29 protein-coding genes are annotated in these 26,536 nt (G+C 72.2%); 13 read left to right on the top strand and 16 right to left on the bottom strand.

The annotated features are described in order from the left end of the window. Position 1: 1 nt before the first annotated feature. From gcvH to DFQ13_RS31050, 6 genes are all read right to left on the bottom strand, one after another. The gene (gcvH, locus tag DFQ13_RS31075; RefSeq protein ID WP_035286399.1) at positions 2-382 is read right to left on the bottom strand and encodes a glycine cleavage system protein GcvH; all 381 of its coding nucleotides are present in this window, start codon (positions 380-382) and stop codon (positions 2-4) included. Between the two features lie 49 nt (positions 383-431). Beyond that, on the bottom strand, positions 432-1,052 hold the full coding sequence (locus DFQ13_RS31070; RefSeq protein ID WP_035286397.1) for a CDP-alcohol phosphatidyltransferase family protein: 621 nt from the start codon (positions 1,050-1,052) through the stop codon (positions 432-434). Between the two features lie 54 nt (positions 1,053-1,106). Next, positions 1,107-1,349 carry a hypothetical protein gene (locus DFQ13_RS31065; RefSeq protein ID WP_233438667.1) on the bottom strand — a complete coding sequence of 81 codons (243 nt, stop codon included), beginning with the start codon at positions 1,347-1,349 and terminating at the stop codon, positions 1,107-1,109. A 121-nt stretch (positions 1,350-1,470) separates the two neighbouring features. After that, positions 1,471-2,037 (bottom strand): type 1 glutamine amidotransferase domain-containing protein, encoded by a 567-nt coding sequence (locus tag DFQ13_RS31060; RefSeq protein WP_219994716.1) that lies wholly within the window; start codon positions 2,035-2,037, stop codon positions 1,471-1,473. Between the two features lie 56 nt (positions 2,038-2,093). Beyond that, positions 2,094-3,803, bottom strand: a complete 1,710-nt coding sequence (locus DFQ13_RS31055; protein WP_110082385.1) for an AMP-binding protein — start codon at positions 3,801-3,803, stop codon at positions 2,094-2,096. Positions 3,804-3,878: 75 nt separating this feature from the next. Continuing rightward, complete coding sequence (locus DFQ13_RS31050; RefSeq protein WP_181400235.1) at positions 3,879-4,703, bottom strand: crotonase/enoyl-CoA hydratase family protein; 825 nt, start codon at positions 4,701-4,703, stop codon at positions 3,879-3,881. A 130-nt stretch (positions 4,704-4,833) separates the two neighbouring features. On the opposite strand from DFQ13_RS31050, the gene DFQ13_RS33385 reads away from it, so the two are divergent. The 3 genes from DFQ13_RS33385 (at position 4,834) to DFQ13_RS31040 (ending at position 7,190) form a co-directional block, all read left to right on the top strand. Further along, positions 4,834-5,019: a hypothetical protein gene (locus tag DFQ13_RS33385; RefSeq protein WP_146241419.1), complete on the top strand. Its 186-nt coding sequence runs from the start codon at positions 4,834-4,836 to the stop codon at positions 5,017-5,019. A 45-nt stretch (positions 5,020-5,064) separates the two neighbouring features. After that, entirely contained in the window at positions 5,065-5,901 is an 837-nt protein-coding gene (locus DFQ13_RS31045) for an alpha/beta fold hydrolase (protein WP_110082383.1), read from the top strand. Between the two features lie 62 nt (positions 5,902-5,963). Then, positions 5,964-7,190 (top strand): MFS transporter, encoded by a 1,227-nt coding sequence (locus DFQ13_RS31040; RefSeq protein ID WP_110082382.1) that lies wholly within the window; start codon positions 5,964-5,966, stop codon positions 7,188-7,190. A gap of 115 nt (positions 7,191-7,305) precedes the next feature. On the opposite strand, the gene uvrB is transcribed toward DFQ13_RS31040, so the two are convergent. Both uvrB and DFQ13_RS31030 read right to left on the bottom strand, forming a co-directional pair. Then, positions 7,306-9,468, bottom strand: coding sequence for an excinuclease ABC subunit UvrB (gene uvrB, locus DFQ13_RS31035; protein ID WP_035286384.1), 2,163 nt, complete (start codon positions 9,466-9,468; stop codon positions 7,306-7,308). Positions 9,469-9,510: 42 nt separating this feature from the next. Continuing rightward, positions 9,511-10,719, bottom strand: a complete 1,209-nt coding sequence (locus DFQ13_RS31030) for a DUF5685 family protein (RefSeq protein ID WP_110082380.1) — start codon at positions 10,717-10,719, stop codon at positions 9,511-9,513. A 125-nt stretch (positions 10,720-10,844) separates the two neighbouring features. Here DFQ13_RS31030 and DFQ13_RS31025 point away from each other — a divergent pair, with 125 nt between their 5' ends. Continuing rightward, complete coding sequence (locus DFQ13_RS31025) at positions 10,845-11,420, top strand: DUF402 domain-containing protein (RefSeq protein WP_035286380.1); 576 nt, start codon at positions 10,845-10,847, stop codon at positions 11,418-11,420. A 143-nt stretch (positions 11,421-11,563) separates the two neighbouring features. Beyond that, entirely contained in the window at positions 11,564-12,082 is a 519-nt protein-coding gene (locus tag DFQ13_RS31020; protein WP_035286377.1) for a DUF402 domain-containing protein, read from the top strand. A gap of 20 nt (positions 12,083-12,102) precedes the next feature. Here the strand turns inward: DFQ13_RS31020 and DFQ13_RS31015 are convergent, their stop codons facing one another. Continuing rightward, positions 12,103-12,906 (bottom strand): siderophore-interacting protein, encoded by an 804-nt coding sequence (locus tag DFQ13_RS31015; RefSeq protein ID WP_181400234.1) that lies wholly within the window; start codon positions 12,904-12,906, stop codon positions 12,103-12,105. Positions 12,907-12,953: 47 nt separating this feature from the next. On the opposite strand from DFQ13_RS31015, the gene DFQ13_RS31010 reads away from it, so the two are divergent. Beyond that, entirely contained in the window at positions 12,954-13,643 is a 690-nt protein-coding gene (locus DFQ13_RS31010; protein ID WP_035286372.1) for a hypothetical protein, read from the top strand. On the opposite strand, the gene coaE is transcribed toward DFQ13_RS31010, so the two are convergent. Together coaE and rpsA are read right to left on the bottom strand one after the other, a co-directional pair. Continuing rightward, a complete protein-coding gene (coaE, locus tag DFQ13_RS31005; RefSeq protein WP_035286370.1) occupies positions 13,644-14,828 on the bottom strand; it encodes a dephospho-CoA kinase in 1,185 nt (394 codons plus the stop codon). A 116-nt stretch (positions 14,829-14,944) separates the two neighbouring features. Continuing rightward, the gene (gene rpsA, locus DFQ13_RS31000; RefSeq protein ID WP_035286368.1) at positions 14,945-16,453 is read right to left on the bottom strand and encodes a 30S ribosomal protein S1; all 1,509 of its coding nucleotides are present in this window, start codon (positions 16,451-16,453) and stop codon (positions 14,945-14,947) included. 289 nt (positions 16,454-16,742) lie between these two features. Here rpsA and DFQ13_RS30995 point away from each other — a divergent pair, with 289 nt between their 5' ends. From DFQ13_RS30995 to DFQ13_RS30975, 5 genes are all read left to right on the top strand, one after another. Continuing rightward, on the top strand, positions 16,743-17,567 hold the full coding sequence (locus DFQ13_RS30995) for a class I SAM-dependent methyltransferase (protein WP_110082379.1): 825 nt from the start codon (positions 16,743-16,745) through the stop codon (positions 17,565-17,567). Next, positions 17,564-18,481: a GNAT family N-acetyltransferase gene (locus DFQ13_RS30990; protein WP_110082378.1), complete on the top strand. Its 918-nt coding sequence runs from the start codon at positions 17,564-17,566 to the stop codon at positions 18,479-18,481. Before DFQ13_RS30995 ends, DFQ13_RS30990 begins: the two co-directional genes overlap by 4 nt. Before the next feature lie 505 nt (positions 18,482-18,986). Further along, complete coding sequence (locus DFQ13_RS30985) at positions 18,987-19,631, top strand: hypothetical protein (protein ID WP_110082377.1); 645 nt, start codon at positions 18,987-18,989, stop codon at positions 19,629-19,631. Further along, positions 19,628-21,607 (top strand): YhgE/Pip domain-containing protein, encoded by a 1,980-nt coding sequence (locus tag DFQ13_RS30980; RefSeq protein ID WP_110082376.1) that lies wholly within the window; start codon positions 19,628-19,630, stop codon positions 21,605-21,607. Before DFQ13_RS30985 ends, DFQ13_RS30980 begins: the two co-directional genes overlap by 4 nt. Beyond that, positions 21,604-22,197, top strand: a complete 594-nt coding sequence (locus DFQ13_RS30975; protein WP_035286360.1) for a TetR/AcrR family transcriptional regulator — start codon at positions 21,604-21,606, stop codon at positions 22,195-22,197. The genes DFQ13_RS30980 and DFQ13_RS30975 overlap by 4 nt, the downstream gene beginning before the upstream one ends. A gap of 24 nt (positions 22,198-22,221) precedes the next feature. On the opposite strand, the gene DFQ13_RS30970 is transcribed toward DFQ13_RS30975, so the two are convergent. After that, positions 22,222-22,971 carry an SDR family NAD(P)-dependent oxidoreductase gene (locus DFQ13_RS30970; RefSeq protein ID WP_035286357.1) on the bottom strand — a complete coding sequence of 250 codons (750 nt, stop codon included), beginning with the start codon at positions 22,969-22,971 and terminating at the stop codon, positions 22,222-22,224. A gap of 100 nt (positions 22,972-23,071) precedes the next feature. On the opposite strand from DFQ13_RS30970, the gene DFQ13_RS30965 reads away from it, so the two are divergent. Next, complete coding sequence (locus tag DFQ13_RS30965) at positions 23,072-23,665, top strand: TetR/AcrR family transcriptional regulator (RefSeq protein ID WP_110082375.1); 594 nt, start codon at positions 23,072-23,074, stop codon at positions 23,663-23,665. A 338-nt stretch (positions 23,666-24,003) separates the two neighbouring features. After that, a complete protein-coding gene (locus tag DFQ13_RS30955) occupies positions 24,004-24,357 on the top strand; it encodes a hypothetical protein (protein ID WP_233438666.1) in 354 nt (117 codons plus the stop codon). Here the strand turns inward: DFQ13_RS30955 and DFQ13_RS30950 are convergent. From DFQ13_RS30950 to DFQ13_RS30935, 4 genes are read right to left on the bottom strand one after another with little or no spacing between them, the layout of a single operon-like run. Continuing rightward, on the bottom strand, positions 24,275-24,787 hold the full coding sequence (locus DFQ13_RS30950; RefSeq protein ID WP_035286352.1) for a Rossmann-fold NAD(P)-binding domain-containing protein: 513 nt from the start codon (positions 24,785-24,787) through the stop codon (positions 24,275-24,277). The two genes, DFQ13_RS30955 and DFQ13_RS30950, sit on opposite strands and share 83 nt — an antisense overlap. A gap of 51 nt (positions 24,788-24,838) precedes the next feature. Continuing rightward, positions 24,839-25,465: a 5,6-dimethylbenzimidazole synthase gene (gene bluB, locus DFQ13_RS30945; protein WP_110082374.1), complete on the bottom strand. Its 627-nt coding sequence runs from the start codon at positions 25,463-25,465 to the stop codon at positions 24,839-24,841. A gap of 31 nt (positions 25,466-25,496) precedes the next feature. Then, a complete protein-coding gene (locus DFQ13_RS30940; protein WP_035286347.1) occupies positions 25,497-25,919 on the bottom strand; it encodes a VOC family protein in 423 nt (140 codons plus the stop codon). A 34-nt stretch (positions 25,920-25,953) separates the two neighbouring features. After that, the gene (locus tag DFQ13_RS30935) at positions 25,954-26,388 is read right to left on the bottom strand and encodes a helix-turn-helix domain-containing protein (protein WP_035286345.1); all 435 of its coding nucleotides are present in this window, start codon (positions 26,386-26,388) and stop codon (positions 25,954-25,956) included. Positions 26,389-26,536 lie beyond the last annotated feature (148 nt).

Raw genomic sequence — 26,536 nt, 5'->3', positions numbered from 1 at the left:
CCTAGTCGCGGGTCAGCGGCTGGTAGCCCTCGGCGTCGAGGAGGGCCTCGACGGCGTCGGGGTCGTCGATGGTGATCTCCACCAGCCAGCCCTCGCCGTAGGGGTCGGAGTTGAGCAGGTCGGGCGCCTCGACCGCCTCGTCGTTGACCGCCGTGACCTCGCCGGTGAGCGGGGCGTACAGCTCGGAGACGCTCTTGGTCGACTCGACCTCGCCGATCGGGGAGCCCTGCTCGACCCGGTCGCCGACCTCGGGCAGCTGGACGAACACCACGTCGCCGAGCTGCTGCTGGGCGTATTCGGTGATGCCGACCCGGACCAGCACCTCGGTCTTGGTCGCCACCCACTCGTGTTCTTCGGTGTAGCGCAGTTCTTCGGGAATCACCTTCGGTCGCCCTCTCACGACGAGCCTCGCAGGCCGGGTGCCGGAGAGCTTAGATGCAGACCGGTCCGGGGTGGTGGCGCAGTGCCGTGCGCGTCTGCACCACGTAGAGCAATCCTGAGTACAGGAACAGGCCCGCGCCCCAGATGGCCAGCGCGTACGCGATCGGCCGGGCGATCGTGGCGGCGGTGGAGGCCCCCTGGGCGAGCAGCAGCAGCGGGAAGGCGTACATCAGGTTGAACGTGGCCGCCTTGCCGATGTAGGTCACCTCCGGCGGGGCGAAGCCGCCCCGCCGGAGGAGGCCGATGCAGCCCGCCACCAGCAGGTCCCTGGCCACCAGCACGGCCGCCACCCACCACGGCACGATGTCGCGCAGGACGAAGGCGACGATCGTGGCCAGGGTGTAGAGCCGGTCGGCGGCGGGGTCGAGCAGCGCGCCGAGCCTGCTGGTCTGGTCGAGCCAGCGGGCGATCTTGCCGTCGAGGTAGTCCGACAGGCCGCTGAACATCAGCAGCGCGATCGCCCACCCGTCGGCCCGCGGACCCAGCAGCAGGTACAGGAAGACCGGCACGCCCGCCAACCGCAGCACGCTGAGTGCGTTGGGGATGGTGAGCACCCGGTCGGGGAGTCGCTCCCCCGGGTCGTCGGGAGGGCCGGGGGCCGCGTCGGACATGACCGCAGCGTATTCGGGCGGGGCCCCGCCCCGGCGGGTGGTCGCTCGTCCGGGTCAGCAGGCCCGGTGGTGGGTCCAACCCTGCCGGTCCAGCGCGGCGGGGGTCAGGCGGGCGGGCCTGCCGTACCCGTCGAGGCCCACCCAGACGGGCGGTTCGAGGACGAAGGCGCGGCCGTTGCTCCACACCACGCTGCACGGGGCGGTCGGCAGGGACCGCGCGGTGCCGGGTGCGGGCGGGCCGCCGGGTATCGCGGGGGGTGCGTCGGTCGGTGCGTCGATCTGCGTCGTCTTGCTCATCACGTGTCCTCACTGCCACGGGGGCCGGCTTCCGACCGGCATGTCGGAAGCCAAGCACCCCGTGTTAGCAACGGTCCGCACAAAAGGCGTTACCGCTTGTTAAGGTCCCGGGTGTGGGGTGTTAATGCGAAACCTTCTCCTGCGCCAGGACTTCCAGGAGGGTTTCGCAGAACCGGGGCAGGTCGTCGGGCTTGCGGCTGGTCACCAGGGTGGAGCCGTCGGAGGTGTCCACGACGACCTCCTGGTCCACCCACTCCGCGCCCGCGTTGCGCAGGTCGGTTTGCAGGCTCGGCCACGAGGTGACCCGGCGCCCGCGCACGACGTCGGCCTCGATCAGCGTCCACGGCGCGTGGCAGATCGCCGCGACCGGCTTGCCGGTGTCGAAGAACGTCTTGGTGAAGCGGACCGCGCCGGGGTCGGTGCGCAGGAAGTCCGGGTTCGCCACCCCGCCGGGCAGCACGAGCGCGGCGTAGTCGGCCGGGTCGGCGTCGGCGGTCGTCTTGTCCACCGGGAACGTGTCGGCCTTGTCCAGGTGGTTGAACGCCTGCACGGTGCCGCTGTCGGTGGAGACCAGCACGGGGGTGCCCCCGGCGTTCTCGACCGCCTTCCACGGCTCGGTCAGCTCGACCTGCTCGATGCCCTCGGGGGCCACGAGGAACGCGACCTTGCAGTCGGTGAGGGGCGACATGGTGCTCCTTCCGGTCGGGTTGTCCCAGAGGGGTTTCCCGACCGGGGGACGCTCAATCATCCGCGTAGGTCGGGGAAGTCGTCCTCGGTGAACTCGCCCGCGACCCGAGCGCCGGTCCCCGAGTGGGCGTCGCGCTCGCGCCCGCGCAGCTCGACGCGGCGGATCTTGCCGGAGATGGTCTTGGGCAGCTCGCCGAACTCCAGCCTGCGGATGCGCTTGTAGGGGGCCAACTGCTCGCGGGCGAAGGCCAGGATGGACCGGGCGGTGTCGGCGTCGGGCTCGTACCCGGCCGCCAGCACCACGTACGCCTTGGGCACCGACAGCCGGATCGGGTCCGGGGACGGCACCACGGCGGCCTCGGCCACGGCGGGGTGCTCGATCAGGGCGCTCTCCAGCTCGAACGGGGAGATTCGGTAGTCGGAGGCCTTGAACACGTCGTCGGCGCGGCCGACGTAGGTGATGTAGCCGTCCGCGTCGCGGGAACCGACGTCACCGGTGTGGTAGTGGCCGTCGCGCATGGACTCGGCGGTGCGCTCGTTGTCGTCGGCGTAGCCCACCATCAGCCCGACCGGCCGGGAGGCCAGCTCCACGCAGATCTCGCCCTCGTCGGCGAGGTCGCCGGTGGCCGGGTCGACCAGGGCGATGCGGAACCCGGGCAGCGGGCGGCCCATCGAGCCCGCCTTCACCGGCTGGCCGGGGGTGTTGGCGACCTGCACGCTGGTCTCGGTCTGGCCGAACCCGTCGCGGATGGTCACCCCCCACGCCCTCGACACCTGCTCGATCACCTCGGGGTTGAGCGGCTCCCCGGCCCCGACCACCTTCTGCGGCGGGGTCCGCAACTGGCTGAGGTCGGCCTGGATGAGCATCCGCCAGACGGTGGGCGGGGCGCAGAAGCTGGTGACCCCGCACCGGTCCATCTGCGACATCAGCGCGGTCGCGTCGAACCGGCTGTAGTTGTGGATGAACACGGTGGCCTCGGCGTTCCACGGCGCGAAGACGTTGCTCCAGGCGTGCTTGGCCCAGCCGGGCGAGGAGATGTTGAGGTGCACGTCGCCGGGGCGCAGGCCGATCCAGTACATGGTGGACAGGTGGCCCACCGGGTAGGACACGTGCGTGTGCTCGACCAGCTTGGGCCGGGCGGTGGTGCCGGAGGTGAAGTAGAGCAGCAGCGTGTCGTCCGCCCCGGTCGGCCCGTCCGGGGTGAACCGCGCGGGGGTCTCGGTCGAATCGGCGTAGGACTCCCACCCGTCGACCGGCTCCCCCACGGCGATGCGGGTGTAGTGGCCGGGCACGTCGTCGAACTTCGCGGTGTCGGCGGACCGGACCACCACGTGCTTGGCCAGCCCGCGGTCCACCCGGTCGCGCAGGTCGGCGGCGGCGAGCAGGGTGGTGGCCGGGATGATCACCGCCCCGAGCTTGATCGAGGCCAGGATGACCTCCCACAGCTCGCCCTGGTTGCCCAGCATCAGCACCAGCCGGTCGCCCCGCCGCACGCCGAGCCCGCGCAACCAGTTGGCCACCTGGTCCGAGCGGCGCGACAGCTCCGCGTAGGTCCACTTCCCCTCGGTGCCGTCCTCCTCGACGATCCACAGCGCGGGCCTGCTCGCGGTGGGCTCCTCGGCGGCCACGACGTCGAACCAGTCCAGCGCCCAGTTGAAGCTCGACGGTCGGGGCCACTCGAACCCGGCGTAAGCGCGGTCGTAGTCGTCGCCGTGCTCCAGCAGGAAGTCGCGGGCGGCACGGAACTCGTCGGTGGCCTGGCGCACGGTTCTGCTCCTCGTTGACTCGACAACCGCGATCGAGCCTGCCCTACCGGCGTGCCACCCGCCACTCCCCCGGCGTCAGGCGCCCCTGAACTCCGGCGGCCTGCGCTCCAGGAAGGCCTGCACCGCTTCGCCGAGGTCCTTGCTGGGGAGGAAGGCGGCGTTCCAGGCGGCGACGTAGCGCAGCCCGTCGGCGACGCGGCGGTCGCGCTCCTGGCCGAGGACGTCCTTGGTGCCCTGCACGACCAGCGGCGGGTTGGCGGCGATCTCGGCGGCGAGTTCACGGGCGGCGGCGAGGACCGCGGCCTGGTCGTCGTGGACGTCGTTGACCAGGCCGATGCGCTGGGCGCGGGCGGCGTCGATGTTCTTGCCGGTGAGCGCGAGTTCGCGCAGGTGGCCCTCGCCGATGATGCCGGAGAGGCGTTGCAGGCTGCCCAGGTCGGCGACGATGGCGACCTTGACCTCGCGGACGCTGAACTTGGCGTCGGCGCTGGCGATGCGGATGTCGGCGGCGGCGATGACGTCGACCCCGCCGCCGATGCACCAGCCGCTGACCGCGGCGATCACCGGCTTGCGGCAGGCGGCGATGGAGGTGACCGAGTCCTGCAGGCCGCGGATCTGGGTGAGGAAGTCGGTGCGCGGGCCCGCCAGCGAGTCGGCGCCGAGCAGGCCGCCCCAGGAGGACATCATCGCGGGCAGGTCGAGGCCGTAGGAGAAGTGCGGGCCGCTGCCGGTCAGCACGACCGCGCGGACCTCCGGGTCGGCGTCGAGTTCGCCGAACACCAGCGGCAGCTCCCGCCAGAAGTCGGGGCCCATGGCGTTGCCCTTGCCGGGGCCGAGCAGGGTGACTTCGGCGATGTGGTCGGCCACGTCGACCTTGAGCGAGACCAGGTTCTCCGTCATGGAACCAGTATTACCCATCGGTAACATCCAGACCAACCCCCCTTGCACCCGATCGAGTGACCCGAATGGCCGTGGGTCGTCGGGCCCGGCCGGTAAGTTGCGCACGCGAGCCAGAACGAGGGGAGCCCGGATGGCAAGCCAGAGCGTGATGTCCACGCCGATCTTCGACGAACTGCTGCGCGAGATGCGCGCGGGCGGCACCGAGGACGCGGCCGAGCAGCCCGAGGGGGAGACCGCCGCCGCCCCCCGGCCCGCCGCGCAACCGCCGCAGCCGCAGGCCCAGCCCGGCGGTCGGCGCAGGCGCGACTCGGACTGAGCGCCACCGGTCCCACGAAGCCCTACCGGCGGGTAACCTGAGGGGATGACCGTGGAGCGCGCGCACTCGTTCACCTTCACCGGGCACACCCTGCGCTACACCGAGTTCGGCAGCGGGGACCGGCTGGTCGTGCTGACCCACGGCCAGCTCATGACCAGGACCATGCACGCCCCGCTGGCCAGGTCACTGGCCGCCGCCGGGTACCGGGTGGTCACCCTGGACCTGCTGGGGCACGGCGAGTCCGACCGCCCGACCGAGTCGTGGCGCTACTCCATGAGCACCTGGGCCACCCAGGTCGTCGGCCTGCTCGACCACCTGGGGGTCGAGCGCGCGGTCGTCGGCGGCACCTCGCTGGGCGCCAACGTCACCCTGGAGGTGGCGGTGGCCGCGCCGGAGCGGCTGCTCGGCGTGGTCGTGGAGATGCCGGTGCTGGACAACGCGATCGTGGCCGGGCTGCTGGCCTTCACCCCGCTGCTGTTCACCGCCCGGTTCCTGCCGCCCGCCGTGCGCGCGGTGGCCTGGCTGGCCGACCGGGTGCCGCGCGGGCACCAGTGGGTGGACACCGTGACCGAGACCCTGCGCCAGGAGCCCGCCGCGATGGCGGCGGCGGTGCACGGCATCTTCTTCGGGCGGATCGCCCCGCCCACCACGCTGCGCGCCGCGATCGCGGTCCCCGCACTGGTGATCGGGCACAAGCGCGACCCGATCCACCCCTTCGGCGACGCGCACATGCTGGCAGGCGAGCTGCCGGACGCGCGGTTCATCGAGGCGAGCAGCCCGGTCGAGCTGCGGTTCACCCCGAACCGGCTGACCACGGCGATCACCGGGTTCCTCGACGAGTGCTTCGCCGCGACCGGCGCCGCCACCGCCAGGGCGGAATGAGGCCGGGAATCCGGTTGGTCGGGATTTGACACCTCCCCCCGGTGCTGCACCAGACTCCGCGCATGGGGGGAAACGGGTTCTTCGCGCCGCTGCGCGAGGGGATGTTCCGCAGGCTGGCCATCGGCCGGGTCACCACGTTCGTCGGCAACGCGATCGCGCCGGTGGCGCTGGCGTTCGCCGTGCTGGACCTGACCGGGTCGGTGGTGGCGCTGGGGATCGTGGTGGGGGCGCGGTCGATCGCCAACGTGGCGCTGCTGCTGCTCGGCGGGGTGCTGGCCGACCGGCTGCCCCGGTCGGTGATCCTGCAGGGCGCGAGCACGGCCGCGGCGGTGTCGCAGGCGCTGACCGCGGCGGCGGTGCTGCTCGGGTTCGCGTCGGTGCCGCTGCTGGTGGTGCTGAGCGTGGTCAACGGCGCGGTGTCGGCGGCGTCGCTGCCCGCCGCGTCGGCGCTGACCCCGCAGACCGTGCCGCCGGGGCTGGTGCGGCAGGCGAACGCGCTGGTGCGGATGGGCATCAACACCGCCGTGGTCACCGGGGCGTCGCTGGGCGGGATGCTCGCGGCGCTGGCCTCGCCGGGCTGGGCGATGGCGGTGGCGGCGGGGATCTTCGCGGTCGCGTCGCTGTTCTACGCGCGGGTCCGGGCACCGGAGATCGACGACGACGCCCCGACCCGGCCGTGGGCGGACCTGCGCGCCGGGTGGCGGGAGTTCACCGCCCGGTCCTGGGTGTGGTCGGTGGTCGCGGCGATGATGGTGATCAACGCGGCGGTGATCGGCGGGATGCAGGTGCTCGGGCCCTCGGTGGCCGACACCACCGTCGGCAGGCTCGCCTGGGGATTCGTGCTGGGCGCGCAGACCGTCGGCGCGCTGGTCGGCGGGGTGCTGGCGAGCCGGTGGCAGCCGCGGCGGGCGCTGGTGTTCGGCACCGCGCTGGTGGCGGTGATGGCGCTGCCGCTGCTCACCCTGGCGCACGCGCCGCAGGTGGTGCCGCTGCTGGCGGCCAACTTCGTCGGCGGGTTCGCCGTGGAGCAGTTCGGCATCGCCTGGGACGTGGCGCTGCAGGAGAACGTGCCGCAGGACCACCTGGCCCGGGTCTACTCCTACGACGCGGCGGGGTCGTTCGTCGCCATCCCGATCGGGGAGATCGCGGTCGGGCCGCTGTCGCACCGCTTCGGCACGGCGCTGACGCTGAGCGGGCTCGCGGTCCTGGTCGTGCTCGCCGTGGCCGGCGCCCTGTGCTCACCGAGCCTGCGCGCCCTGACCCGGGGCGACGCGCGGCCGGTGCCCTGACGCTGCCCGGCAGCGCGCACACCGGCGGCGCGATGGGCTTCGCCGGGCCGGTTCCCGGTCGTCCACGTGCCCGGCTCGGCGCCTGCCCGGGTGACCGCCGGGCAGGCGCCCCGGGTCACTTGATGCCCGCCGCGTCCATGCCGCGGAGTTCGCGCTTGAGGTCGTGGATCTCGTCGCGGAGGCGGCCCGCGAGTTCGAACTGGAGGTCGCGGGCTGCGCCCATCATCTGGTCGGTGAGCTGCTGGACGAGGTCGGCGAGTTCGGCCCTGGGCATGGACTTGACGTCGCGCTCGCCGACGATGCCCGCGCTGCGGGTGCCGCCCTTCTCGCCCGCGGCGCGCTTGCCCCGGGAGGTGTTGCGGCCGGAGCCGCCGATCGGGACCGGCTCGTCGGCGTCCTCGACCTCGGTGAACACTCGGTCGAGGATGTCGTTGATCTTCTTGCGCAGCGGCTGGGGGTCCAGGCCGCGCTCGGTGTTGTAGGCGATCTGCTTGGCCCGGCGGCGGTTGGTCTCGTCGATGGCGTGGCGCATCGAGTCGGTGATCTTGTCGGCGTACATGTGGACCTGGCCGGAGACGTTGCGGGCGGCGCGGCCGATCGTCTGCACCAGGGAGGTGCCGCTGCGCAGGAAGCCCTCCTTGTCCGCGTCGAGGATCGCCACCAGGGAGACCTCGGGCAGGTCGAGGCCCTCGCGGAGCAGGTTGATGCCGATCAGCACGTCGTAGTCGCCCAGCCGCAGTTGGCGGAGCAGTTCGATGCGGCGCAGCGTGTCGACCTCGGAGTGCAGGTAGCGGACGCGGATGCCCAGCTCCAGCAGGTAGTCGGTGAGGTCCTCGGCCATCTTCTTGGTCAGGGTGGTGACCAGGACCCGCTCGTCGCGCTCGGCGCGCTCGCGGATCTCGTGCACCAGGTCGTCGATCTGGCCCTCGGTGGGCTTGACGACGACCTCCGGGTCGAGCAGGCCGGTGGGGCGGATGACCTGCTCGACGAACTCGCCGCCGGTCTGGCCCATCTCGTACGGGCCCGGGGTGGCCGACAGGTACACCGTCTGGCCGATCCGCTCGGCGAACTCCTCCCAGGTCAGCGGGCGGTTGTCCACCGCGCTGGGCAGCCGGAAGCCGAAGTCGACCAGGTTGCGCTTGCGGGACATGTCGCCCTCGTACATGCCGCCGATCTGCGGCACCGTCACGTGCGACTCGTCGATGACCAGCAGGAAGTCGTCCGGGAAGTAGTCGATCAGGGTGGCCGGGGCGGTGCCCGCGGCGCGGCCGTCGATGTGGCGGGAGTAGTTCTCGATGCCCGAGCAGAAGCCGACCTGGCGCATCATCTCCACGTCGTAGCTGGTGCGCATCCGCAGCCGCTGGGCCTCCAGCAGCTTGCCCTTGCCCTCCAGGTCCTTGAGCCGCTCCTCCAGCTCGGCCTCGATCGCCCCGATCGCCCGCTCCATCCGCTCCGGGCCCGCGACGTAGTGCGTGGCCGGGAAGATGCGCAGCTCGTCGCACTCGCGGACGATGTCGCCGGTGAGCGGGTGCAGGTAGTACAGCTTGTCCACCTCGTCGCCGAAGAACTCGACCCGGATGGCCAGCTCCTCGTACGCCGGGATGATCTCCACCGTGTCGCCGCGCACCCGGAAGGTGCCGCGGGCGAAGGCGATGTCGTTGCGCGTGTACTGCACGTCGACCAGGGCGCGCAGGAACGTGTCGCGCTCCACCTCGCCGCCGACGCTCAGCCCGATCGAGCGGTCCAGGTACGACTGCGGGGTGCCCAGGCCGTAGATGCACGACACCGACGCCACCACGATCACGTCCCGCCGCGACAGCAGGCTCATCGTCGCCGAGTGCCGCAGCCGCTCGACGTCGTCGTTGACCGAGGAGTCCTTCTCGATGTAGGTGTCGGTCTGCGCGATGTACGCCTCGGGCTGGTAGTAGTCGTAGTACGAGACGAAGTACTCGACCGCGTTGTCCGGGAAGAACTCGCGCAGCTCGTTGGCGAGCTGCGCGGCCAGCGTCTTGTTCGGCGCCATCACCAGGGTGGGCCGCTGCACCCGCTCGATCAGCCAGGCCGTCGTCGCCGACTTGCCGGTGCCGGTCGCGCCGAGCAGCACCGTGTCCTGCTCGCCCGCCCGGATGCGCTTCTCCAGCGCGTCGATGGCCGCGGGCTGGTCGCCCGCGGGCGCGTAGTCGGCGACCATGCGGAACTTCCCGTCGGTGCGGGGGATGTCGCCGACGGGGCGGTGCTCGGAGTGGGCCAGGACTGGGTGCTCGGTCGCGAATGCCACGCCGACGAGGTTACGCCGGACCCCCGACAGAAACCGGGGCGCTCAGCAGGAGCAGTCGCAGCAGCCGCAGCAGTCACACCCGTCACCGCAACCGCAGTCGCCGCAATCGCAGCAGTCGCAGTCGCAGCGGTGGCAGAAGCCCTCCTTGGGCTCCCCGGTCCACGGGTCGTGGTACGGGTCCGCGCAGCACATCTGGCAGGTGCAGCACAGCGCGAGCGCCACGCCGCAGCCCGCGAGGGTGCCGCGCTGCCTGCCCCACTGGTGGCCGCCGTGCTTGCGCCCACCGCCGTGCTTGGGCGCCTTCGGGTCGCGCGGCGGCTGCCACCCCGGCGGGGCCTGCGGCGCCTGCCACCCGGGCGGCGGCTGGCCGTGCAGGTCAAGCCCCTGCCGGTCCAGCTCCAGGTGACCGAAGGTGCGCACCACGGCGGCGCCCAGCTCGTGCACGAGCAGCGCGTGCACCAGCTTGCCGTCATCGAACTCGGCCTCCTTGAGCGCCAGCCGCACGCCGAGCACGGCGTCGTCGCACAGCCGCCGGGCCTCGGCGAGGGTGGTGCCGGTGGCGGCGAGCGGGTTCCAGGCGCCCGCGGCGGCGTCGGCGTCGAGGTCCTCGACCGCGTCGAGCAGGTGCGCGACCCGGCCGAACAGCCTGCCCGCCTCGCGCAGCGGCGCCTCGTTGCCGGGGCGGCCGGTCAGCACCGCGGTGTGGGCGAACGCGGCGGCGGTGGCGGTCTCGGTCGGCTCGGTGGCCAGCAGCACCGACGACCCGGTCAGCAGGCTCGACTCCAGTTCGCCCTGGCGGCCGACGGCGTCGAGCAGGACCGCGGTGCCGAAGCCGATCCGCTCGCCGGTCAGCTCGCCCTGGCGCGCCCAGCGCGCGGCCACCTTCCGCGCCACCCCGGCGACCGGGCGGCGGCGGAACGGCCCGTCGCCGTCGGCGACGTGGTCGTCGACCTTCGCCGAGGCCAGCACCAGCGACACCGCCGCGGCCAGCTTGGCGCCCGCACCCTCGGCAACCGGCGCCGAGCGCATCCCGCGCAGCGGGCAGGGCCCGGCCACCCGCCGCCCGCCCACCGCGGCCGACTGGGCCTCGACCAGGGCGGAGATCGCCAGGCCGTCGTAGTTGGTGACGGTGCGGGCCAGTTGCCCGTGGTCGTCGCGCAGCGCCAGGCACAGCCCGCACAGGTGGGCCATCCAGGAGGTGCGCAGCACCGGTGAGAGCCGGTGCCTGCACGGCCTGAGGATTCCGAACACGCTGGTGACCCCTCACCTCGTCGCTGCCGAACGGCGCCGGAGCATAGCGGCGATCACCCGTTCGGCGGCACGGAACCAGCCAAAAAGACTGGGCCTCGACCTGGCCGCGTGGGCACGATGGCGGTATGGCCCGCACCCGCCCGGTCCCCGTCCCCGCCGCCCGCCGGGACGACCGCCAGCACGAGGTCCACCCGCCCAAGGTCGAGCTGTTCGACCCGGCGGCGCGGACGAACACCGACCCGAAGGGTTTCGTGCGGGCGGTCGACGCCTACCGCGAGACGCCGGAGGGGCTGTTCATGGCCCGCCCGGTCGACGGGCACCCCCGGATCGCCTACTTCCAGTCGCTGCTGCTGCCGGAACTCGGCCTGCGGGTGTCGAAGTGGCGACCGCGGCCGGGGGTCGACCTGGGGCACGACTTCTACCTCGACGTCGTGGACATCTCGGTCGACGACCGGTCGGCCTGGCGCACTGTCGATCTTTATCTGGACGTGCTCGTGCGGACCGGGCGGGATGTGCGGGTGGAGGACACCGATGAACTGCTGGCCGCATTCCGCACCGGGCTGCTTGACTCGTCCACCGTTCAACGAGCAATGGAACGCACATACCGCGCGGTCGACGGTATAGCCCATTCGAGTTATGATGTGGATGCGTGGCTGGTCACGCTGGGTATCACGCCTCCCTGGATCGATCGAACTCGTTAGTGTTCAGGCGCCGTTAAAGTCAACAGAGAGTGGCGTCGAATCGCGTAAATTGGCTCGAAAGAGACCTTCGCGGGTACGAGTCGTGACATAACAAAATGATTCCGGCAATGGCCTCCCGGAAACGCGCCGCTACGCTCAGGCCCGTGGGCACGGTCATCACACCGCAGCTTGTCGACATCGTCGACACGGCCACCGCGGTACGCAGCTTCTCGTCGGGGACGGCGCACGGGTTGCGCGTCTGCCAGGTCGAACGGTGGGGGTTGCGGATGGAGTACACCACTCCGGACGACCCGTTCTCCGACACCGAGATCACCTGGCTGCTGCCGGACCTCAACCTCCGGCTCACCCAGCAGAAACCCCGCTCCCGGCACGCCAAGGGCGGCCCGAGCGTGCTCACCGCCGTCCGCGTGCTGCGCGACGGCCGCTACTGGCGCACCACCGACCTGCTGCTCGGCCTGGCCGCCCCCGGCGGCACCACGGCCCGCATCGTCCGCTCGGAGGAGTTCGCCGCCGCCGTCGGGGGCCAGGTCCTCCGCGTCGGCGACGCCGACCTGGCGATGTGCACCGTCCACAAGACGCTGGAGGAGCTGAGCCGCGTCCGCCACGACCTGTCGTCGTGGCTGGCCCACAAGCACATCTTCGAGGTCTGGCCGCCGTACTAGGCCCGGCTGGGCGCGGCGGGTCAGCGCTTGGGCGCGCGCCAGTAACCGCAGAAGACGATGTCCTCCTTCGGCACGCCCGCCCGCACCCAGTGCCGCCGCAGCCCGGTCGCCAGCCCCGATTCCCCCACCACCCACCCGTAGAACCGGCCGGTGGGCACCGGCAGCGCCTCGGCGGCGGCGAGCGCGGCCCGCCCGGGGACCGCGTGCGGGTCGGCGCGCACGACCCAGGTGACCTCGACCCCGGTGGGTGCGGTCACCTCCTGCCGATCCTCGGCCGCCCCGACCTCGATCACCGCGCGACCGGTCGCGCCCGCATCCAGCGACGCCAGGACACCCGCCACCGCGGGCAGCCCGGACTCGTCGGCCACCAGCACGAACTCCCGGGTCGACGGCGGCGGCGTGAAGCTGATCCCCTCGTCGATGATGGCCACCCGGTCGCCCACCGCGCAGTTCCCGGCCCACGTCCCGGCGGGCCCGTCCCCGTGCACGACGAAGTCGACGTCCAGTTCGGGCCCCTCGGCGCGGTGGGCCCGGACGGTGTAGTTGCGCACGATCGGCCGGGAGGTCTTCGAGGTGGTCAGCAGCCGGACGTACGACGCGGCGGTCAGCCGGTCGGGGACCTTCGACAGCGAGTCGTCCGACACCGGGATGAACAGGCGGAACCACTGGTCGAAGCCCATCGGGGTGAAGCGGGCGAGGTCGGCGCCGCCGAAGGTGACCCGGACGAACCCGGGTGAGATCCGGGTGCTGCGCAGCACGCCCAAGGTCAGCGGCTCCGCGTTCGCGGGCTTGACCCGATTCGCGGCCATGTTGGTCCTCGCCATGCGCAGACTCTAAAGTACGGTGCCTAACTTAGAAAGGGACGAGTTGGATGTCACTGCCGAAACGCGCCAAGACCGGCGGCCGCACGGCGCAGGTTTCCCCGGGCGGCATCGTCGCCGCGGGCGTGCGCGTCGGGCTGGCCGGGCTCACCGTGCAGGCGGTGGCGGCTGAGCTGGGGGTCACCAGCACGGCCGTCTACCGGCGGGTGCCGAGCAGGCAGGCGCTGGAGCGGCTGGTCGGTGAGGCGGTGCTGGCCGAACTGGTGATCACCGACGACCCGACCCGGTCGGCGGCCGAGCACCTGGTGACCTTCGCCGCCGAACTGCGCGCGTTCACCCTGGCCCGCCCCGGGGCGGCGGCCTACTTCCAGCGGGTCTTCCCGCGCGGTGCGTCCGGGGTCCGCCTGCTGGAGGCCGAGGTGGCGGCCCTGGGCGCCCGCGGTTACGCACCCGAGGCGGCGGTGGTGCTCAGCAGCGCGGTCGCCCGCACCGCGCTCGGCCACGCCGCCGCGCAGGAGGCCAGGGAGGCGGCGGCCGCGGCGAACCCGGGAGCGGTGGAGGCGGAGGTCGACGCCGCGCTCGCGGCGGTGGCGTCCTCGCTCGTGCTGGCCGCCGCGCACGCCCGGATTCCGCCCACGTCCGAGGAGCGGCAGTTCCACCTGCTGATGACCGCGACAGTCGCCGGGCTGCTGGCCACCCTGCCGCCGGGCCGCCCGCTCAGCGAGGTGCTGCCCGGGTGATCAGGGGGTCCACCCCGTCCGCTCGGCCCACTCCTCCGCGCGCACGTACGCCTCGGTGAACCAGGGGACCTTGGCGTCCCCGTAGGCCGGGATCTCGGTGGCCTCCTCGGCCAGCTCGCGCTTGAGCGCCTCGTACTCGGCCCGCGCCCGCGCGTCGGCGCGCAGCCAGGCCGGGAACAGCAGGGCGTAGCGCTGGTTCGGCCGCCCCGCCTCCCGGACGTGGATGTTGACCCAGCGGCCGGGGTCGGTGTCGACGTGGACGCGCTTGCGCCAGTGCGCGGGGTCGGGGTCGTCACCGTACGGACTGTCCTCCAGGACCCCCTCCGCGAGGGGGAAGCCCGCGCCCGCCAAAGCTTCGGACAACCCGTCGACGGCGTCGAGGTCGGGAACGGTGATCTGGAAGTCGAGGATGTCCTTGGCGGCGAGGCCGGGGACCGCGGTGGAGCCGATGTGATCGACCCGCACCGCCCGCTCCCCCGCGGCCAGCCGCAGCCGGGCCAGCACCCGCTCGGCCTGCGCGGGCCAGGTGGGGTCGTACTCGACGATGCGCGGGGCGCCGCGGTTGTCGTGGCGGTGCAGGCGGACGTTGCTCTCGTAGCGGACCAGCCGGTCGGCCCACAGCGCGTCGACCGCGGCGAGGACGACGTCCTGCGGGCCGGAGTTGTCCAGCCACACGTCGGCCGCGGCGCGGCGGTCGGCCTCGGTGGCCTGGGCGGCGATCCGGTTGCGGGCGTCGGCCTCGGGCAGGCCGCGGGAGTGGACCAGCCGGTGCACCCGCTCCTCGACCGGGGCGTCCACCACGATCACCAGGTGGTAGAGCGCGCCCATCCGGTTCTCCACCAGCAGCGGCACGTCGTGCACGACCACGGCGGTGTCCGGGGCGGCGGCGACCAGCTCGGCGGTCCGGGCGCCGACGCGCGGGTGCACGATGGCGTTCAGCTTCGCCCGGGAGGCGTCGTCGGTGAAGGCGATGGCGGCCAGCGCGGGCCGGTCGAGGGCACCGTCGGCGGTGAGGATTCCGTCGCCGAAGGCCGCGACGAGGTCGCGCAGGCCGTCGGTGCCGGGTTCGACGACCTCGCGGGCGATCCGGTCGGCGTCGACCACGAAGGCGCCGTGCTCGGCGAGCCTGGTGGCGACGGTGGACTTGCCGGAACCGATTCCCCCGGTGAGGCCTACGCGCAGCATGGGCCGATTGTGTCAGGGGCCGTCCGGCGGTCTCGCGCCACACGGCGAGGAAAGCCGGGAGCCCCCGAACCTGGACAGGTTCGGGGGCTCCCGGGGAGAGAAAGTGCCTAGCTAGCTCACACGCCGCCCGACAGCTTCTCGCGGAGGGCCGCGAGCTGCTCGTCACTGGCGAGGGTGCCGCCCGACTGGGCGGGCTTCTCGGCACCGGCCGAGGAGTAGCTCTGCTCGCCCCCGCTGCCACCGGTGGCAGCGGCGATGACACCCTCGGCCTCGGCGGCGGCGTCCGCCTCCGCGGCCTTGACGATCTGCTTCATGTGCTGCTCGTAGCGGGCGTGCGCCTCGGCGTACTGGCGCTCCCACTCCTCGCGCTGCTTCTCGAAGCCTTCCTGCCAGTCCTGGGTGTCCGGGTCGAAGCCCTCGGGGTAGATGTAGTTCCCCTCGGCGTCGTACTCGGCGGCCATGCCGTACTGGGTGGGGTCGAACTCGGTCTCGGCGGTGAAGCCCTCGTTCGCCTGCTTGAGCGACAGCGAGATGCGACGGCGCTCGAGGTCGATGTCGATGACCTTGACCATGACGTCGTTGCCGACCTGCACGACCTGCTCCGGGATCTCCACGTGGCGCTCGGCCAGCTCGGAGATGTGGACCAGGCCCTCGATGCCCTCGTCCACCCGGACGAACGCGCCGAACGGGACGAGCTTGGTGACCTTGCCCGGCACGATCTGGCCGATCGCGTGGGTGCGGGCGAACTGGCGCCACGGGTCTTCCTGCGTCGCCTTGAGCGACAGCGACACGCGCTCGCGCTCCATGTCGACGTCGAGGACCTCGACGGTGACCTCCTGGCCGACCTCGACGACCTCGGAGGGGTGGTCGATGTGCTTCCAGGACAGCTCCGAGACGTGCACCAGGCCGTCGACGCCACCGAGGTCCACGAAGGCACCGAAGTTGACGATCGAGGACACGACGCCCTTGCGGACCTGGCCCTTCTGGAGCTGGTTGAGGAACTCGCTGCGGACCTCGGACTGGGTCTGCTCCAGCCACGCGCGGCGGGACAGGACCACGTTGTTGCGGTTCTTGTCCAGCTCGATGATCTTCGCTTCGAGCTCGCGGCCGACGTAGGGCTGCAGGTCGCGCACGCGGCGCATCTCGACCAGCGACGCGGGCAGGAAGCCGCGGAGGCCGATGTCGAGGATGAGGCCACCCTTGACGACCTCGATGACCGTGCCCTTGACCGGCTCGTCCGACTCCTTGAGCGCCTCGATCGTGCCCCAGGCGCGCTCGTACTGCGCGCGCTTCTTGGACAGGATCAGACGGCCCTCCTTGTCCTCCTTCTGGAGAACGAGGGCCTCGACCTCGTCACCGACACTGACCACGTCGGCGGGATCGACATCGTGCTTGATCGACAGCTCGCGCGAGGGGATGACGCCCTCGGTCTTGTAGCCGATGTCGAGCAGGACCTCGTCCCGGTCGACCTTGACGATCGTGCCCTCAACGATGTCGCCGTCGTTGAAGTACTTGATCGTCGCATCGATCGCGGCGAGGAACTCCTCCTCGGACGCGAAGTCGTTGATGGCGACCTGCGGCCTCGACGAGGAGGCGGCGGGGACAATGGTGGTGTCGGTGGACATTGGGTAGGTGGCTCCGGTACGGATTGGGGGTCGCTGGGCTTGGTGCTGTTCGTCGTGTAGCTCGTGTGGCGCAGCGGATCACGGCCGCCGACTTACACCCCACGAGCAGGACATACTCCGGACAACACACGCCACCGCCGGTGCATTCCGGGCTTGGAGAAAGACCGGTCGAGCCTGGTGGGAAGCGCGATACCACTGCGTGGATGTATCCTACGCGGCCCGGCGGGGCACGGGCAAACCCGGGTACCTCGAACGGCCGTGGTCAGCGCCCTGCTGCCACCATGCCCCGGTGACGAGTGAGACCAGCGCCGAGGCGGTCCTGGGCACCACCGGCGTCGCCAGGGTGGCGGTGGGCTCCGCCGCCTCCGTCGCGGCGAACATCGCCTGGTGGGACGCCGACGCCGACGACTACCACGCCGAGCACGGCGAGTTCCTGGGCGTGGCCGACTTCATGTGGTGCCCGGAGTCGCTGCGCGAGGAGGACGCGAACCTCCTCGGCGACGTGGCGGACCGCGACGTGCTGGAGGTCGGCTGCGGTTCGGCGCCCTGCGCGCGCTGGCTGCGCGAGCGCGGCGCCAGGGTGGTCGGCATCGACCTGTCGGCCGGGATGCTGCGCTACGGCCGGGCAGCGAACCAGGCCACCGGCATCGATGTTCCGCTGATCAGGGGCAACGCCGAGCGGCTGCCGTTCCGGACCGGCTCGTTCGACCTGGCCTGCTCAGCGTTCGGCGCGGTGCCGTTCGTCGCCGACGTGGCGGGCACGTTCGCCGAGGTGGCCAGGGTGCTGCGGCCGGGCGGCACGTGGACGTTCGCGGTCACCCACCCGATGCGGTGGATCTTCCCGGACGACCCTGGCCCCGGCGGGCTCACCGCGACCGGCTCCTACTTCGACCGCACCCCGTACGTGGAGGTCGACGAGCACGGCACCCCCACCTACGTCGAGCACCACCGCACCCTCGGCGACTACGTGCGCGCGCTGACCGCCGCCGGGTTCACCCTGTTCGACCTGGTGGAGCCGGAGTGGCCGGAGGGGCACACCCAGGAGTGGGGCCAGTGGAGCCCGCTGCGCGGCGAGCGCTTCCCCGGCACGGCGATCTTCCGCTGCCGCCGGTGACCGGTCCGCTGCTGGCCGCCCAGTCGACCCGGTTCGCGGGCCTGGACCCGCTGCTGCCCGCCGCGGTGGCACCGCCGGACGGCGAGGCGCTGGTCGCGGCGCTGCCCGACGGCGAGCGGGTGGCGGCGGTGCTGACCAGGACCGAACACGGGCCGGGCACGGCACCCGCGCTGTGGTCGGCGCTGGACGTGCGGGAACTGCACCCGCTGCTGGGCGCGGCGCCCGGGGCGGCGCTGGACGTGCTGCTGCGCCGCTGGGCGGCGGTACTGGCGCGGGCCGCGCCCGGACCGGACTCCTCGTGCGTGGTGACCTGGCCCAGCCGCGACGTGTCGGCGGCGGAAGCGTTGCTGGCACACGGTTTCGTGCCGCTGTCGGTGCTCGCGGTGCGCGTGGGCCCGGCACCGGGGGCCCGGCCGTCCGCGGTCACCGTGCGCCGAGCGAGCGCGGCGGACCTGGACTTCCTGGTGGACTCCGCGGTGGCGGAGGTCGAGTACTCGTCCCGGGTCGGCGGGGCGGTCCTGCGACCGCGGACGCGGGCGGTCAAGCGGGCGGCGCTGCGGGTGCACCTGGCGCAGGAGGACCCGGTGTGGCTGGCCGAGCGCGGCGGCGAACCGGTCGGGCACGCGGAGGGCTGGCAGACGGTGTCCGCGCCCGGGTCCTGGGCGGAGACCCGGGTGCGGCACGGGCGGTGGGGGTACCTGAACTGCCTGTCGGTGGTGCCGTCGGCGCGGGGGACGGGGGTCGGGCGGGCGCTGGCGGACGCGGCGCACGCCGATCTGCTGTCGGGGGGTGCGGTGGGGATGTTCCTGTACTACAACCCGCCGAACCCGTTGTCGCCGGTGTTCTGGGCGCGGCAGGGGTACCGGCCGCTGTGGACGGTGTGGGAGCTGCGACCCGCGACGGCGCTGCGCTAGGTCGCGCGGCTCTTGGCCGTGCCGCTGTTCAAAGCCCGGTTGTTTGTCGTGGGTGCCCGGCTGGGTGGATGTGTTTGGCCGGGGCCCCTATGGCGATCATGTGCTCCAGTGCGTCAGGTGGGGCTGAAAAGATGCCCCACCGCCCAGGCAGGCTGTCACATGATCGCCACCCCCGGCCAAACACATCCACCCACCCGGGCAGTTGCTTGGTCGGGCCGGCGGTTCTCGGGGTGGTCGGCTGAGTAAGCGCATCCACCCATCCACCCATCCGCCCACCCACCCATCCGCCCACCCACCCACGCATCTGCTTAGCCAGGCCGGCGATTTTCGGGGTGGCTGATTGGGCCGCTGCGCCAGCGGGGTTCGGGGTGGCTGACCGCAGGTTCGCGGGTGGACTTGGCGCACCTCGCGGGCGGACGTATCCCGGATCACCCCATCGTGGTTTGCCTCCGGCTGCCGCGCGGCGCACTATTTGAACTGACCAGTCAGTTCACATGGAGGCGACATGCGGGTGCGGGCCGAACGGGTGGCCGTGACCGGGGCGCACGGGCCGCTGGTGGCGGCGACCTCGCTGGAGGTCGGGCCGGGGCAGTTGGCGGTGGTGGCGGGTGAGCCGAACGACGGGCACACCGCGTTCGGGCTGGTGCTGACCGGCAGGCTCGCCCCCTCGGCGGGCACGGTCGAGCCTGACGCGTCCCGGCTGCGCGCGCACTCCGCGCTCGTCGATGCCCCCGGGGTGAGTGAACCGGAACCGGCTCTGCGGGTCGCCGACGTGGTGGCCGAGGAGTTGGCGTTGGCGGGGCGCCGGGACCGGCGGGCGGACGTGGTCGGGGTGCTGGGCCGGTACGGGCTGGACGCCGACACCCGCTTCGAGGCCGTCGCCCCCGCTGCCCGCACCGCGCTGCTGGCCGGGTTGGCCGCCGAACGCCCCGGCGTCGAGCTGCTGGTCCTGGACACGCCCGACCGGCACAGCAGCGACCATCGCACCTGGTGGGAGACCGCGCTGAGCCTGGCACGGGGTGGGCTCGCCGTGGTCGTGCTCTGCGGCGCGGGGACCGCCCGCGAGCTGCCCCACCCCTGCGCCCGGCTCGGCTCGTCGGACCAGCCCGCCCCCTTCGACACCGCGCCGCCCCTGGAGACGACACCGTGAGCACCTTCCGCCTCGCCCGCACCGAGCTGCGCCGCATCACCTCCGGCACCCTGCCCAGGCTGGCCGTGCTGGCGCTGGTGCTCGTGCCGCTGCTCTACGGGTCGCTGTACCTCTACGCCAACGCCGACCCGTACGACCGGCTGGACAACATCCCGGCGGCCCTGGTCGTCGCCGACACCGGTACCACCGCCGCCGACGGCACCCGGCTCGACGCGGGCCGGAAGGTGGCCGACAAGCTCAAGGACTCCGGGGCGTTCCAGTGGCACGAGGTGGGCGCCGCCGACGCCGAGGCGGGGGTGCGCGACGGGCGGTACACGTTCTCGATGACCCTGCCCGCGGACTTCTCCGCCGCGCTGGCGTCCAGCTCCGCGCTGACCCCGCGGCAGGGGATGATCACGGTGACCACCAACGACGCCAACAACTACCTGGTCGGCACGATCGCCGACCGGGTGGTCAGCGAGGTGCGCCAATCGGTGGCCAGCGAGGTCGGGACCGAGGCGGCGGAGAAGTTCCTGGTCGGCTTCGGCACGGTCTACCAGCGCACCCTGGAGGCCGCGAACGGCGCGGGGCAGCTCAGCGACGGCGCGGCCAAGGCCGTGGACGGCGTGGGCAAGCTGGATTCCGGGCAGCGCCAACTGCTCAGCGGCGCCCAGCAGCTCGCCGACGGCTCCGGCACCGCCGCCGACGGCGCGCGCACCCTGGCCGACGGGCTCGGCACGCTCAAGGACAAAACGGGCGAATTGCCCGCGCAGACAGCAAAACTGGCCGACGGCGCCCGGCAGGTGGCCGCAGGCAACGAGAAGGTCGCCGCCACCGGCGAGGAGGTCGCCACCCTCGCCCAGGGCCTGGTGGACCGGCTCGACGGCGCGGAGCAGGACATCGCCGCCCGGCTGCGCGCCGCCGGGTTGCCCGAGGAGCAGGTGCAGCAGACCATCACCACCCTGCGCGGGCTGCGGACTCCCATCGACCAGGCGAACGGCCGAGTGCAAAGCGCCACCGGCGAATTGCGCACGCTGGCCGACGGCGCCAAGCAGGTCGCCGACGGGGCGGGCGCGCTCGCCGCCGCCACCCCCGCGCTCACCGACGGGATCGCGCGGGCGGCGAGCGGGAGTCGGGAACTCGCCACCGGGACCTCGACCTTGCACGAAGGTGCGGTGAAACTGCGCTCCGGTGAGCAAACCGCGGTCGACGGCACCGCGGAACTGGCCTCGGGCACGCGTTCCCTCGCCGACGGCGCGACACGGTTGCGCGACGGGCTCACCGCCGGTCTGGACCAAATCCCGCACCCGGATGACAACACCCGCGACAGCACCGCCCGCACCATCGGCGACCCGGTCTCCGTGCGCACGGTGGGCGAGAACAGCGCGGGCAGCTACGGCGCGGGCCTGGCCCCGTTCTTCCTCGGCCTGGCAACGTGGATCGGCGCGTTCGTGCTGTTCCTGTTGGTGCGCCCGCTGTCCGCGCGCGCCCTCGCCGCGGGCCACTCCCCCGTGCGCACCGCCCTGGCCGGGTGGCTCACCCCGGCCGCGCTGGGCGTGGCGCAGGTCGTGGTGATGTACGCGGTGGTCACCACGCTCATCGGCATCCACCCGGCGAACCCGTTGGCCACACTGGGATTCCTGGTGCTGACCTCGCTCGCGTTCGTGTCGGTGGTGCACGCGCTCAACGCGTTCCTCGGACCGGTCGGGAAGTTCGTGGCGCTCGTGGTCTTGATTCTCCAGCTCATCAGTGCAGGGGGCACATTTCCGTGGCAGGCGCTGCCGGAAACGTTGCTGCCGCTACACAAAGTGCTCCCGATGGGTTACGTCGTCGACGGACTGCGGCATCTGCTCTACGGTGGTCCCCTGTCCGGGCTCGGCGTCGACGTGGGCGTCCTCGCGGTGTACCTGATCGGAGGGCTGGTGATCACGACGGTGGCGGCGCGCAGGCAGCGGGTGTGGACGGCGGGCAGGTTGCGACCGGAGTTGGTGCTGTGAGCGCGAGACCGGCGCGGACCGGCGCCACCAAGCAGAAGTTGTTCGACGCCACGCTGAACCTCGCGGGCAGCCGCGGCATGGTCGGCCTCACCGTCGACGAGATCGCGGCCGAGGCGGGCGTGGCCAAGGGAACGGTCTACTACAACTTCGGCAGCAAGGACGGCCTCATCGACGCCCTGCTCCGCTACGGCGTCGACCTGCTCGCCGCGCGCCTGCGCACCGCCGAGACCGCCGTCGGCCCCCTCGACACGGTCCACGACCTCGTCGACGGGATGCTCGCCTTCTTCGCCGAGTACCCGACGTTCGCGCAACTGCTGGTGAGCGAACTGTGGCGCACCCCCGGCCAGTGGCACCAGACCCTGGCCCTGCTGCGCGAGGAGGTCACCAGCATCATCCGCGCCCAACTCCAACGCCTGGAGGACGCGGGCGACCTGCCCGAGGGCGTCCGCGTCCGCACGGCGGCGGCATCGCTGTTCGGCACGGTCCTGGTCGTCGCCCTGGACTGGCAGGTCTTCGAACCCGACCAGAGCCGCGACGAGGTCCGCGAGTCGGTGTTGCTGCTGGTGCGCGGCCTGCGCGGCAGGGTCTGACGGCCGCGCCGGTGACCGCGCCCCTCAGACGCTCGTGTACCCGCCGTCGATGAACCACTCGGCACCGTTGACGTAGGTGGCGGTGTCCGAGGCCAGGAGCAGGGCCGCTGACGCGACCTCGTCGGGGTCGCCGAGCCTGCCCGCGGGCAGCACGTCCTCGAACATCGCGACGAAGTCGTCCCGCTGGTCCTCGGAGACGACGCCGAGCAGGCCGGGGGTCCGGATCGGCCCCGGGCTCAGCACGTTGACCCGGAAACCATTCTCCCGCGCGTTGAGCGTCCAGCTACGGGCGAAGTTGCGCAGCGCCGCCTTGGTCGCGCCGTAGACCTCCATGCCCCGGTCGGGGCGCGTGGACGTGCTCGACCCGATGAGGATCACCGAGGCCCCCCGCGACAGGAGGGGCATCGCCTTCTGCACCCCGAACACCGCGCCCTTCACGTTCGTGGCGAACATGCTGTCGAACTGCTCCTCGGTGATGTCCCCCAGGACAGCGGGCACCGCGCCACCCGCGTTGGCCACCAGGACGTCGATCCGACCCGACCGCTGCATGACGACCTCGTAGAGGGCGTCGAGCTCGGCCAGGTTCCCCACGTCGCACCGCACCGCGACGGCCCGCGGCCCCAGCTCCGCGGCCGCCGCGTCGATCTGGGCCTGCCTGCGGCCGGTGATGTAGACCAGCGCGCCCTCGGCGATGAACCGCCGGGCGATGGCCAGCCCGATCCCGCTCGTCCCACCGGTGACCACGGCCACCTTGTCGTCCAGGAGTCCACTCATCGCCCGATCGCCCACTCTCGTCGAAGCCCAATATTGGAATGAATCGTCCACAACGTAGCGACTTATGGACGATGCAGTCAAGAACGGCTAGGCTGCGGGGGTGCCGAGGCCGAGGGAATTCGACGAGCAGAGCGTGCTCAACGCGGCACGCGACCAGTTCTGGACGACCGGCTTCGCGGGCACCAGCATGGACTCGATCGCGGCGGCCACCGGCCTGGGCAAGGGCAGCCTGTACGGGGCGTTCGGCGGCAAGCGCGAACTCTTCCACCGCGTGTTCAACGACCACTGCACCGCAGCGATCGACTCGGCGAACCACCGCCTGGGCGGTGACGACGGGCAGGCGTTCGCGCGGCTCACCGCCTACCTGCTGGACCACGCCACCGCCTGCGCCGAGCCCAGCCACCGCGGCTGCCTGCTGGCCAAGGGCACCGCGGAACTGTCCGAGCACGACGAGGTGGTCTCGGCCCGCGCGCGGAAGACCTTCGAGAGCATCAACCAGGCCATCACCGCCGACCTCGAAGCCTGCCAGCGCAACGGCGACATCGACCCTGCCGCCGACGCACGGCGACTCGCGGGCCTGCTGCTGACCGTCCACCGCGGCATCGAAGCCCTCGGCAAGGCCGGGACCGACGGGAGCACCCTGCGCGGCATCACGGAGACAGCCCTGGCCCACCTCCCGCGCCCACCCCGGTAGCGCAGACAGCCCTGCGTTCAGCCGGCGCGTACCGCCTGCGAGCAGGCGTCAGGCGTCCAGTTCCGCTCGGATCAGGGTGTCGAGTCGGTGCCACGCCGGGGAGGAGGCGTTGACGGCTCCCTGGATCAAGACCGGGATCTCGGAACCGGAGTCGGGTGCGGACAGGTCGGTTCCGTAGCGGTCGCGGGTGGCGTCGGCGATGCGGCGGGCGAGGGTGTCGATGCGGGGCGGATCGTCTTCGTCGACACCCCGATGTGACCGGCGAGCTGTCCGATGGTGAGCACCCGACCATGTTCGCACTTGACCTTGCCCCGGGGGCAGGGGTGCAGCATGGCGCCATGGCAACTGCGAACTTCGACCGGGAAACCCTGCGCGCCCTGGCCGACGAGAGCAACGAGACCGCCCTGGATCGGCTGGCCGACCTCGCCGAGGCCCGCGCGGACCTCGACGAGCTGAGCGAACTGCTGGATGAGGGGTGCGTGCACGCCGGGCACCTGCTCACCCGGCGCGCGGTCGCGGCGGGTGACCTGCTCGAGCTGCACCGGATCTCGGATGCCGGGTGCGACGAGGCGGGGGCGGAGCTGGAACGGCTGCTGTCAGCACCCGGGGTCAGGAGGCGGCGAGCAGGCGGGGCAGGCCGACCTGGTGGACACCCGGGAGCCTGCCCGCGGTGGCCCGGTCGACGGTGGTGACCACGGCGTCGGTGATTTCCGGGGCGGTGAGCCAGCGGGTGCGGCCCGCGTAGTCGACGACGCCGAGCAGGACCTGGTGGGTGGGGTGGCCCGGGATGTCTTCGGTGTGCGCGGAGGAGCCGCTGTGGATTTCCACGATCGGGGCACCCTCGGCCAGCAGCGGGGTGACGGTGGCGGCCATCTGCCCGTGCAGGCCGCCGTGGGCCCAGACGACGAGCAGGTCGGCGGGGCCGTCGAGGGCTGTGGTGAGGCGGTCGCCCAGGTGGGGGTCCGGGTCGGACCAGTCGGCGGGTACCCACCGGGCCGCGCGGGTGCGGGTGGTGACCGGGTCGGTGCGGCGGCTGGCCAGGACCACCCGCCAACCGTGGTCGGCCAGGTCCGCCGCGGTACCGCTGAGCAGCCCGGTTCCGCCGATCACCAATGCCCGCATGACTGCCTCCTCCACGTTGAGTGCAGGTGGGTTACCCAGCGTGGTGCGTGCTCAATCCTTCGGGGTGTACTTCTCCTCGTGGATGACCTCCGCGAGGGGCATCCGTGAGCGCCAGCCGTGCCGCTCCAGGTCGGGGACCTCCCGCAGGCCCGCGACCGGGCCGAGGCACAGCCAGGCCACCGGGCGCACGTGCGCGGGCATGCCGAGCAGGTCGCGCAGGAAGTCCTCGCGGTAGAAGCTGACCCAGCCCACGCCCAGGCCCTCGGCGGTCGCGGCCAGCCACAGGTTCTGGATGGCCAGGCACACCGAGTACAGCCCGGCGTCGGCGATGGCGTGCCTGCCCAGCACGGCCGGTGAGCCGCGCTCCGGGTCGTAGCCCACCACCACCGACAGCGTCGACTCCAGGATGCCGTCGATCTTGATCCGGTCGAAGGTCGCGGCGCGCTCCCCGCTGAGCCCGGCGGCGAACCGGGCCCGCTCGGTGTGCACGTGCCGGTGGAACTCGGCCCTGGTGCCGGGGTCGCGCACCAGCACGAAGTCCCACGGCTGGGTCATCCCGACGCTGGGCGCGGCGTGCGCTGCGGAGAGCACCCGGTGCAGGATCTCCTCGTCCAGCGGTGCGCCGGTGAACTCCGCGCGCACGTCCCTGCGCCTGCCGATGGCCTCGTATACGTCCACAAGGGTGAGCTTATTTCACCTGTCGGTGGACCTACCGGGTGCGCTGGGTGAGGCTGAACCAGTTGCCCGAGTCGTCGCGGAACGGGGCCTCGATGCCGTAGGGGCGCTCGGTCGGCTCGGACATGAACACCACCCCGCGCTCGGACCACTCCCGGTGGGTCTTGTGGCAGTCGTCGGTCCACATGGCACCGGGGCCCAGCGCGCCCTTGGCGACCAGCGCCCGGACCTGCTCGGCGGTCTCCGGGTCGTGGCCCATGCCGGTGTCGGCCAGGATCAGTTCCGCGTCCGGCTGCCCGACCGGGCCGACGGTGAGCCAGCGCACGCCCGAGGTGTCGTCCTCGCCGCCGAGGCGGATGTCGGAGCGGACCTCGAAACCGAGCTTTTCCGTGTAGAAGGCCTTCGCGGCGTCCTGGTCCAGTACCCAGACGGTGGTGTGCGAGAGCTTGACGGCCATGGTGTTCCTCCTCGGATCGGGTTCGAGGAGAACGCTATGGGGTGCGGGGCGGGTTCGGCTTCTCCTGGATTGCTGGGCGCGACCAGGCCATCACGAAGCAGCCGGGGACCATGGGCGGACCGCCCTCGGCCACGACCCGCCTGCGGTACTCGGTGGGCGGGCAGCCGACCAGTTCGGTGAACCGGGCGGAGAACGAACCGAGGCTGGAGAAGCCGACGAGGGCGCAGATCTCGGTGACGGTGAGGTTCGCCGCGCCCAGCAGGTCCTTCGCCCGCTCCACCCGGCGGCGGGAGAGGTAGGTGCCCGGCGGTTCGCCGTAGGCGGCCTTGAACTCGCGGGCGAAGTGGTACCGGGAGAAACCCGCTTCCGCCGCCAGGGCGGTGAGGTCCAGCGGCTCGGCGTAGCGGGAGTCCATGAGGTCCCTGGCCCGTCGCAGGTGGACCAGGACCGCGGTGGCGGGCGTGGGCATGGGGCTCCCTGTCCGAGGGGGAGGGCGAAGGCCTCGCCCTCCCCGCTTGCGTCCTAGGGCCTGTCCTCAAAGCCGGTCGGGTTGATCTGCTTTGATCTTGTGCCGTGGTGCGCAGGCATGAGTTGACCGATGAGCAGTGGCAGGTGGT

The sequence above is a fragment of the Actinokineospora spheciospongiae genome (assembly GCF_003182415.1).
GTDB classification, from domain to species: Bacteria; Actinomycetota; Actinomycetes; order Mycobacteriales; family Pseudonocardiaceae; genus Actinokineospora; species Actinokineospora spheciospongiae.
Note: the sequence above shows the minus strand (reverse complement) of the source record. Positions and strands in the feature narration are given on the sequence as shown.

What these genes read in the sequence shown, in the direction of transcription:
- DFQ13_RS31070 (WP_035286397.1), bottom strand. Translation starts at nt 1,052, where the DNA reads ATGTCCGACGCGGCCCCCGGCCCTCCCGACGACCCGGGGGAGCGACTC.
- DFQ13_RS31065 (WP_233438667.1), bottom strand. Translation starts at nt 1,349, where the DNA reads ATGAGCAAGACGACGCAGATCGACGCACCGACCGACGCACCCCCCGCG.
- DFQ13_RS31060 (WP_219994716.1), bottom strand. Translation starts at nt 2,037, where the DNA reads ATGTCGCCCCTCACCGACTGCAAGGTCGCGTTCCTCGTGGCCCCCGAG.
- DFQ13_RS31050 (WP_181400235.1), bottom strand. Translation starts at nt 4,703, where the DNA reads ATGACGGAGAACCTGGTCTCGCTCAAGGTCGACGTGGCCGACCACATC.
- DFQ13_RS33385 (WP_146241419.1), top strand. Translation starts at nt 4,834, where the DNA reads ATGGCAAGCCAGAGCGTGATGTCCACGCCGATCTTCGACGAACTGCTG.
- DFQ13_RS31045 (WP_110082383.1), top strand. Translation starts at nt 5,065, where the DNA reads ATGACCGTGGAGCGCGCGCACTCGTTCACCTTCACCGGGCACACCCTG.
- DFQ13_RS31040 (WP_110082382.1), top strand. Translation starts at nt 5,964, where the DNA reads ATGGGGGGAAACGGGTTCTTCGCGCCGCTGCGCGAGGGGATGTTCCGC.
- DFQ13_RS31025 (WP_035286380.1), top strand. Translation starts at nt 10,845, where the DNA reads ATGGCCCGCACCCGCCCGGTCCCCGTCCCCGCCGCCCGCCGGGACGAC.
- DFQ13_RS31015 (WP_181400234.1), bottom strand. Translation starts at nt 12,906, where the DNA reads ATGGCGAGGACCAACATGGCCGCGAATCGGGTCAAGCCCGCGAACGCG.
- DFQ13_RS31010 (WP_035286372.1), top strand. Translation starts at nt 12,954, where the DNA reads ATGTCACTGCCGAAACGCGCCAAGACCGGCGGCCGCACGGCGCAGGTT.
- coaE (WP_035286370.1), bottom strand. Translation starts at nt 14,828, where the DNA reads ATGCTGCGCGTAGGCCTCACCGGGGGAATCGGTTCCGGCAAGTCCACC.
- rpsA (WP_035286368.1), bottom strand. Translation starts at nt 16,453, where the DNA reads ATGTCCACCGACACCACCATTGTCCCCGCCGCCTCCTCGTCGAGGCCG.
- DFQ13_RS30985 (WP_110082377.1), top strand. Translation starts at nt 18,987, where the DNA reads ATGCGGGTGCGGGCCGAACGGGTGGCCGTGACCGGGGCGCACGGGCCG.
- DFQ13_RS30970 (WP_035286357.1), bottom strand. Translation starts at nt 22,971, where the DNA reads ATGAGTGGACTCCTGGACGACAAGGTGGCCGTGGTCACCGGTGGGACG.
- DFQ13_RS30955 (WP_233438666.1), top strand. Translation starts at nt 24,004, where the DNA reads ATGGCAACTGCGAACTTCGACCGGGAAACCCTGCGCGCCCTGGCCGAC.
- DFQ13_RS30950 (WP_035286352.1), bottom strand. Translation starts at nt 24,787, where the DNA reads ATGCGGGCATTGGTGATCGGCGGAACCGGGCTGCTCAGCGGTACCGCG.
- DFQ13_RS30940 (WP_035286347.1), bottom strand. Translation starts at nt 25,919, where the DNA reads ATGGCCGTCAAGCTCTCGCACACCACCGTCTGGGTACTGGACCAGGAC.
- DFQ13_RS30935 (WP_035286345.1), bottom strand. Translation starts at nt 26,388, where the DNA reads ATGCCCACGCCCGCCACCGCGGTCCTGGTCCACCTGCGACGGGCCAGG.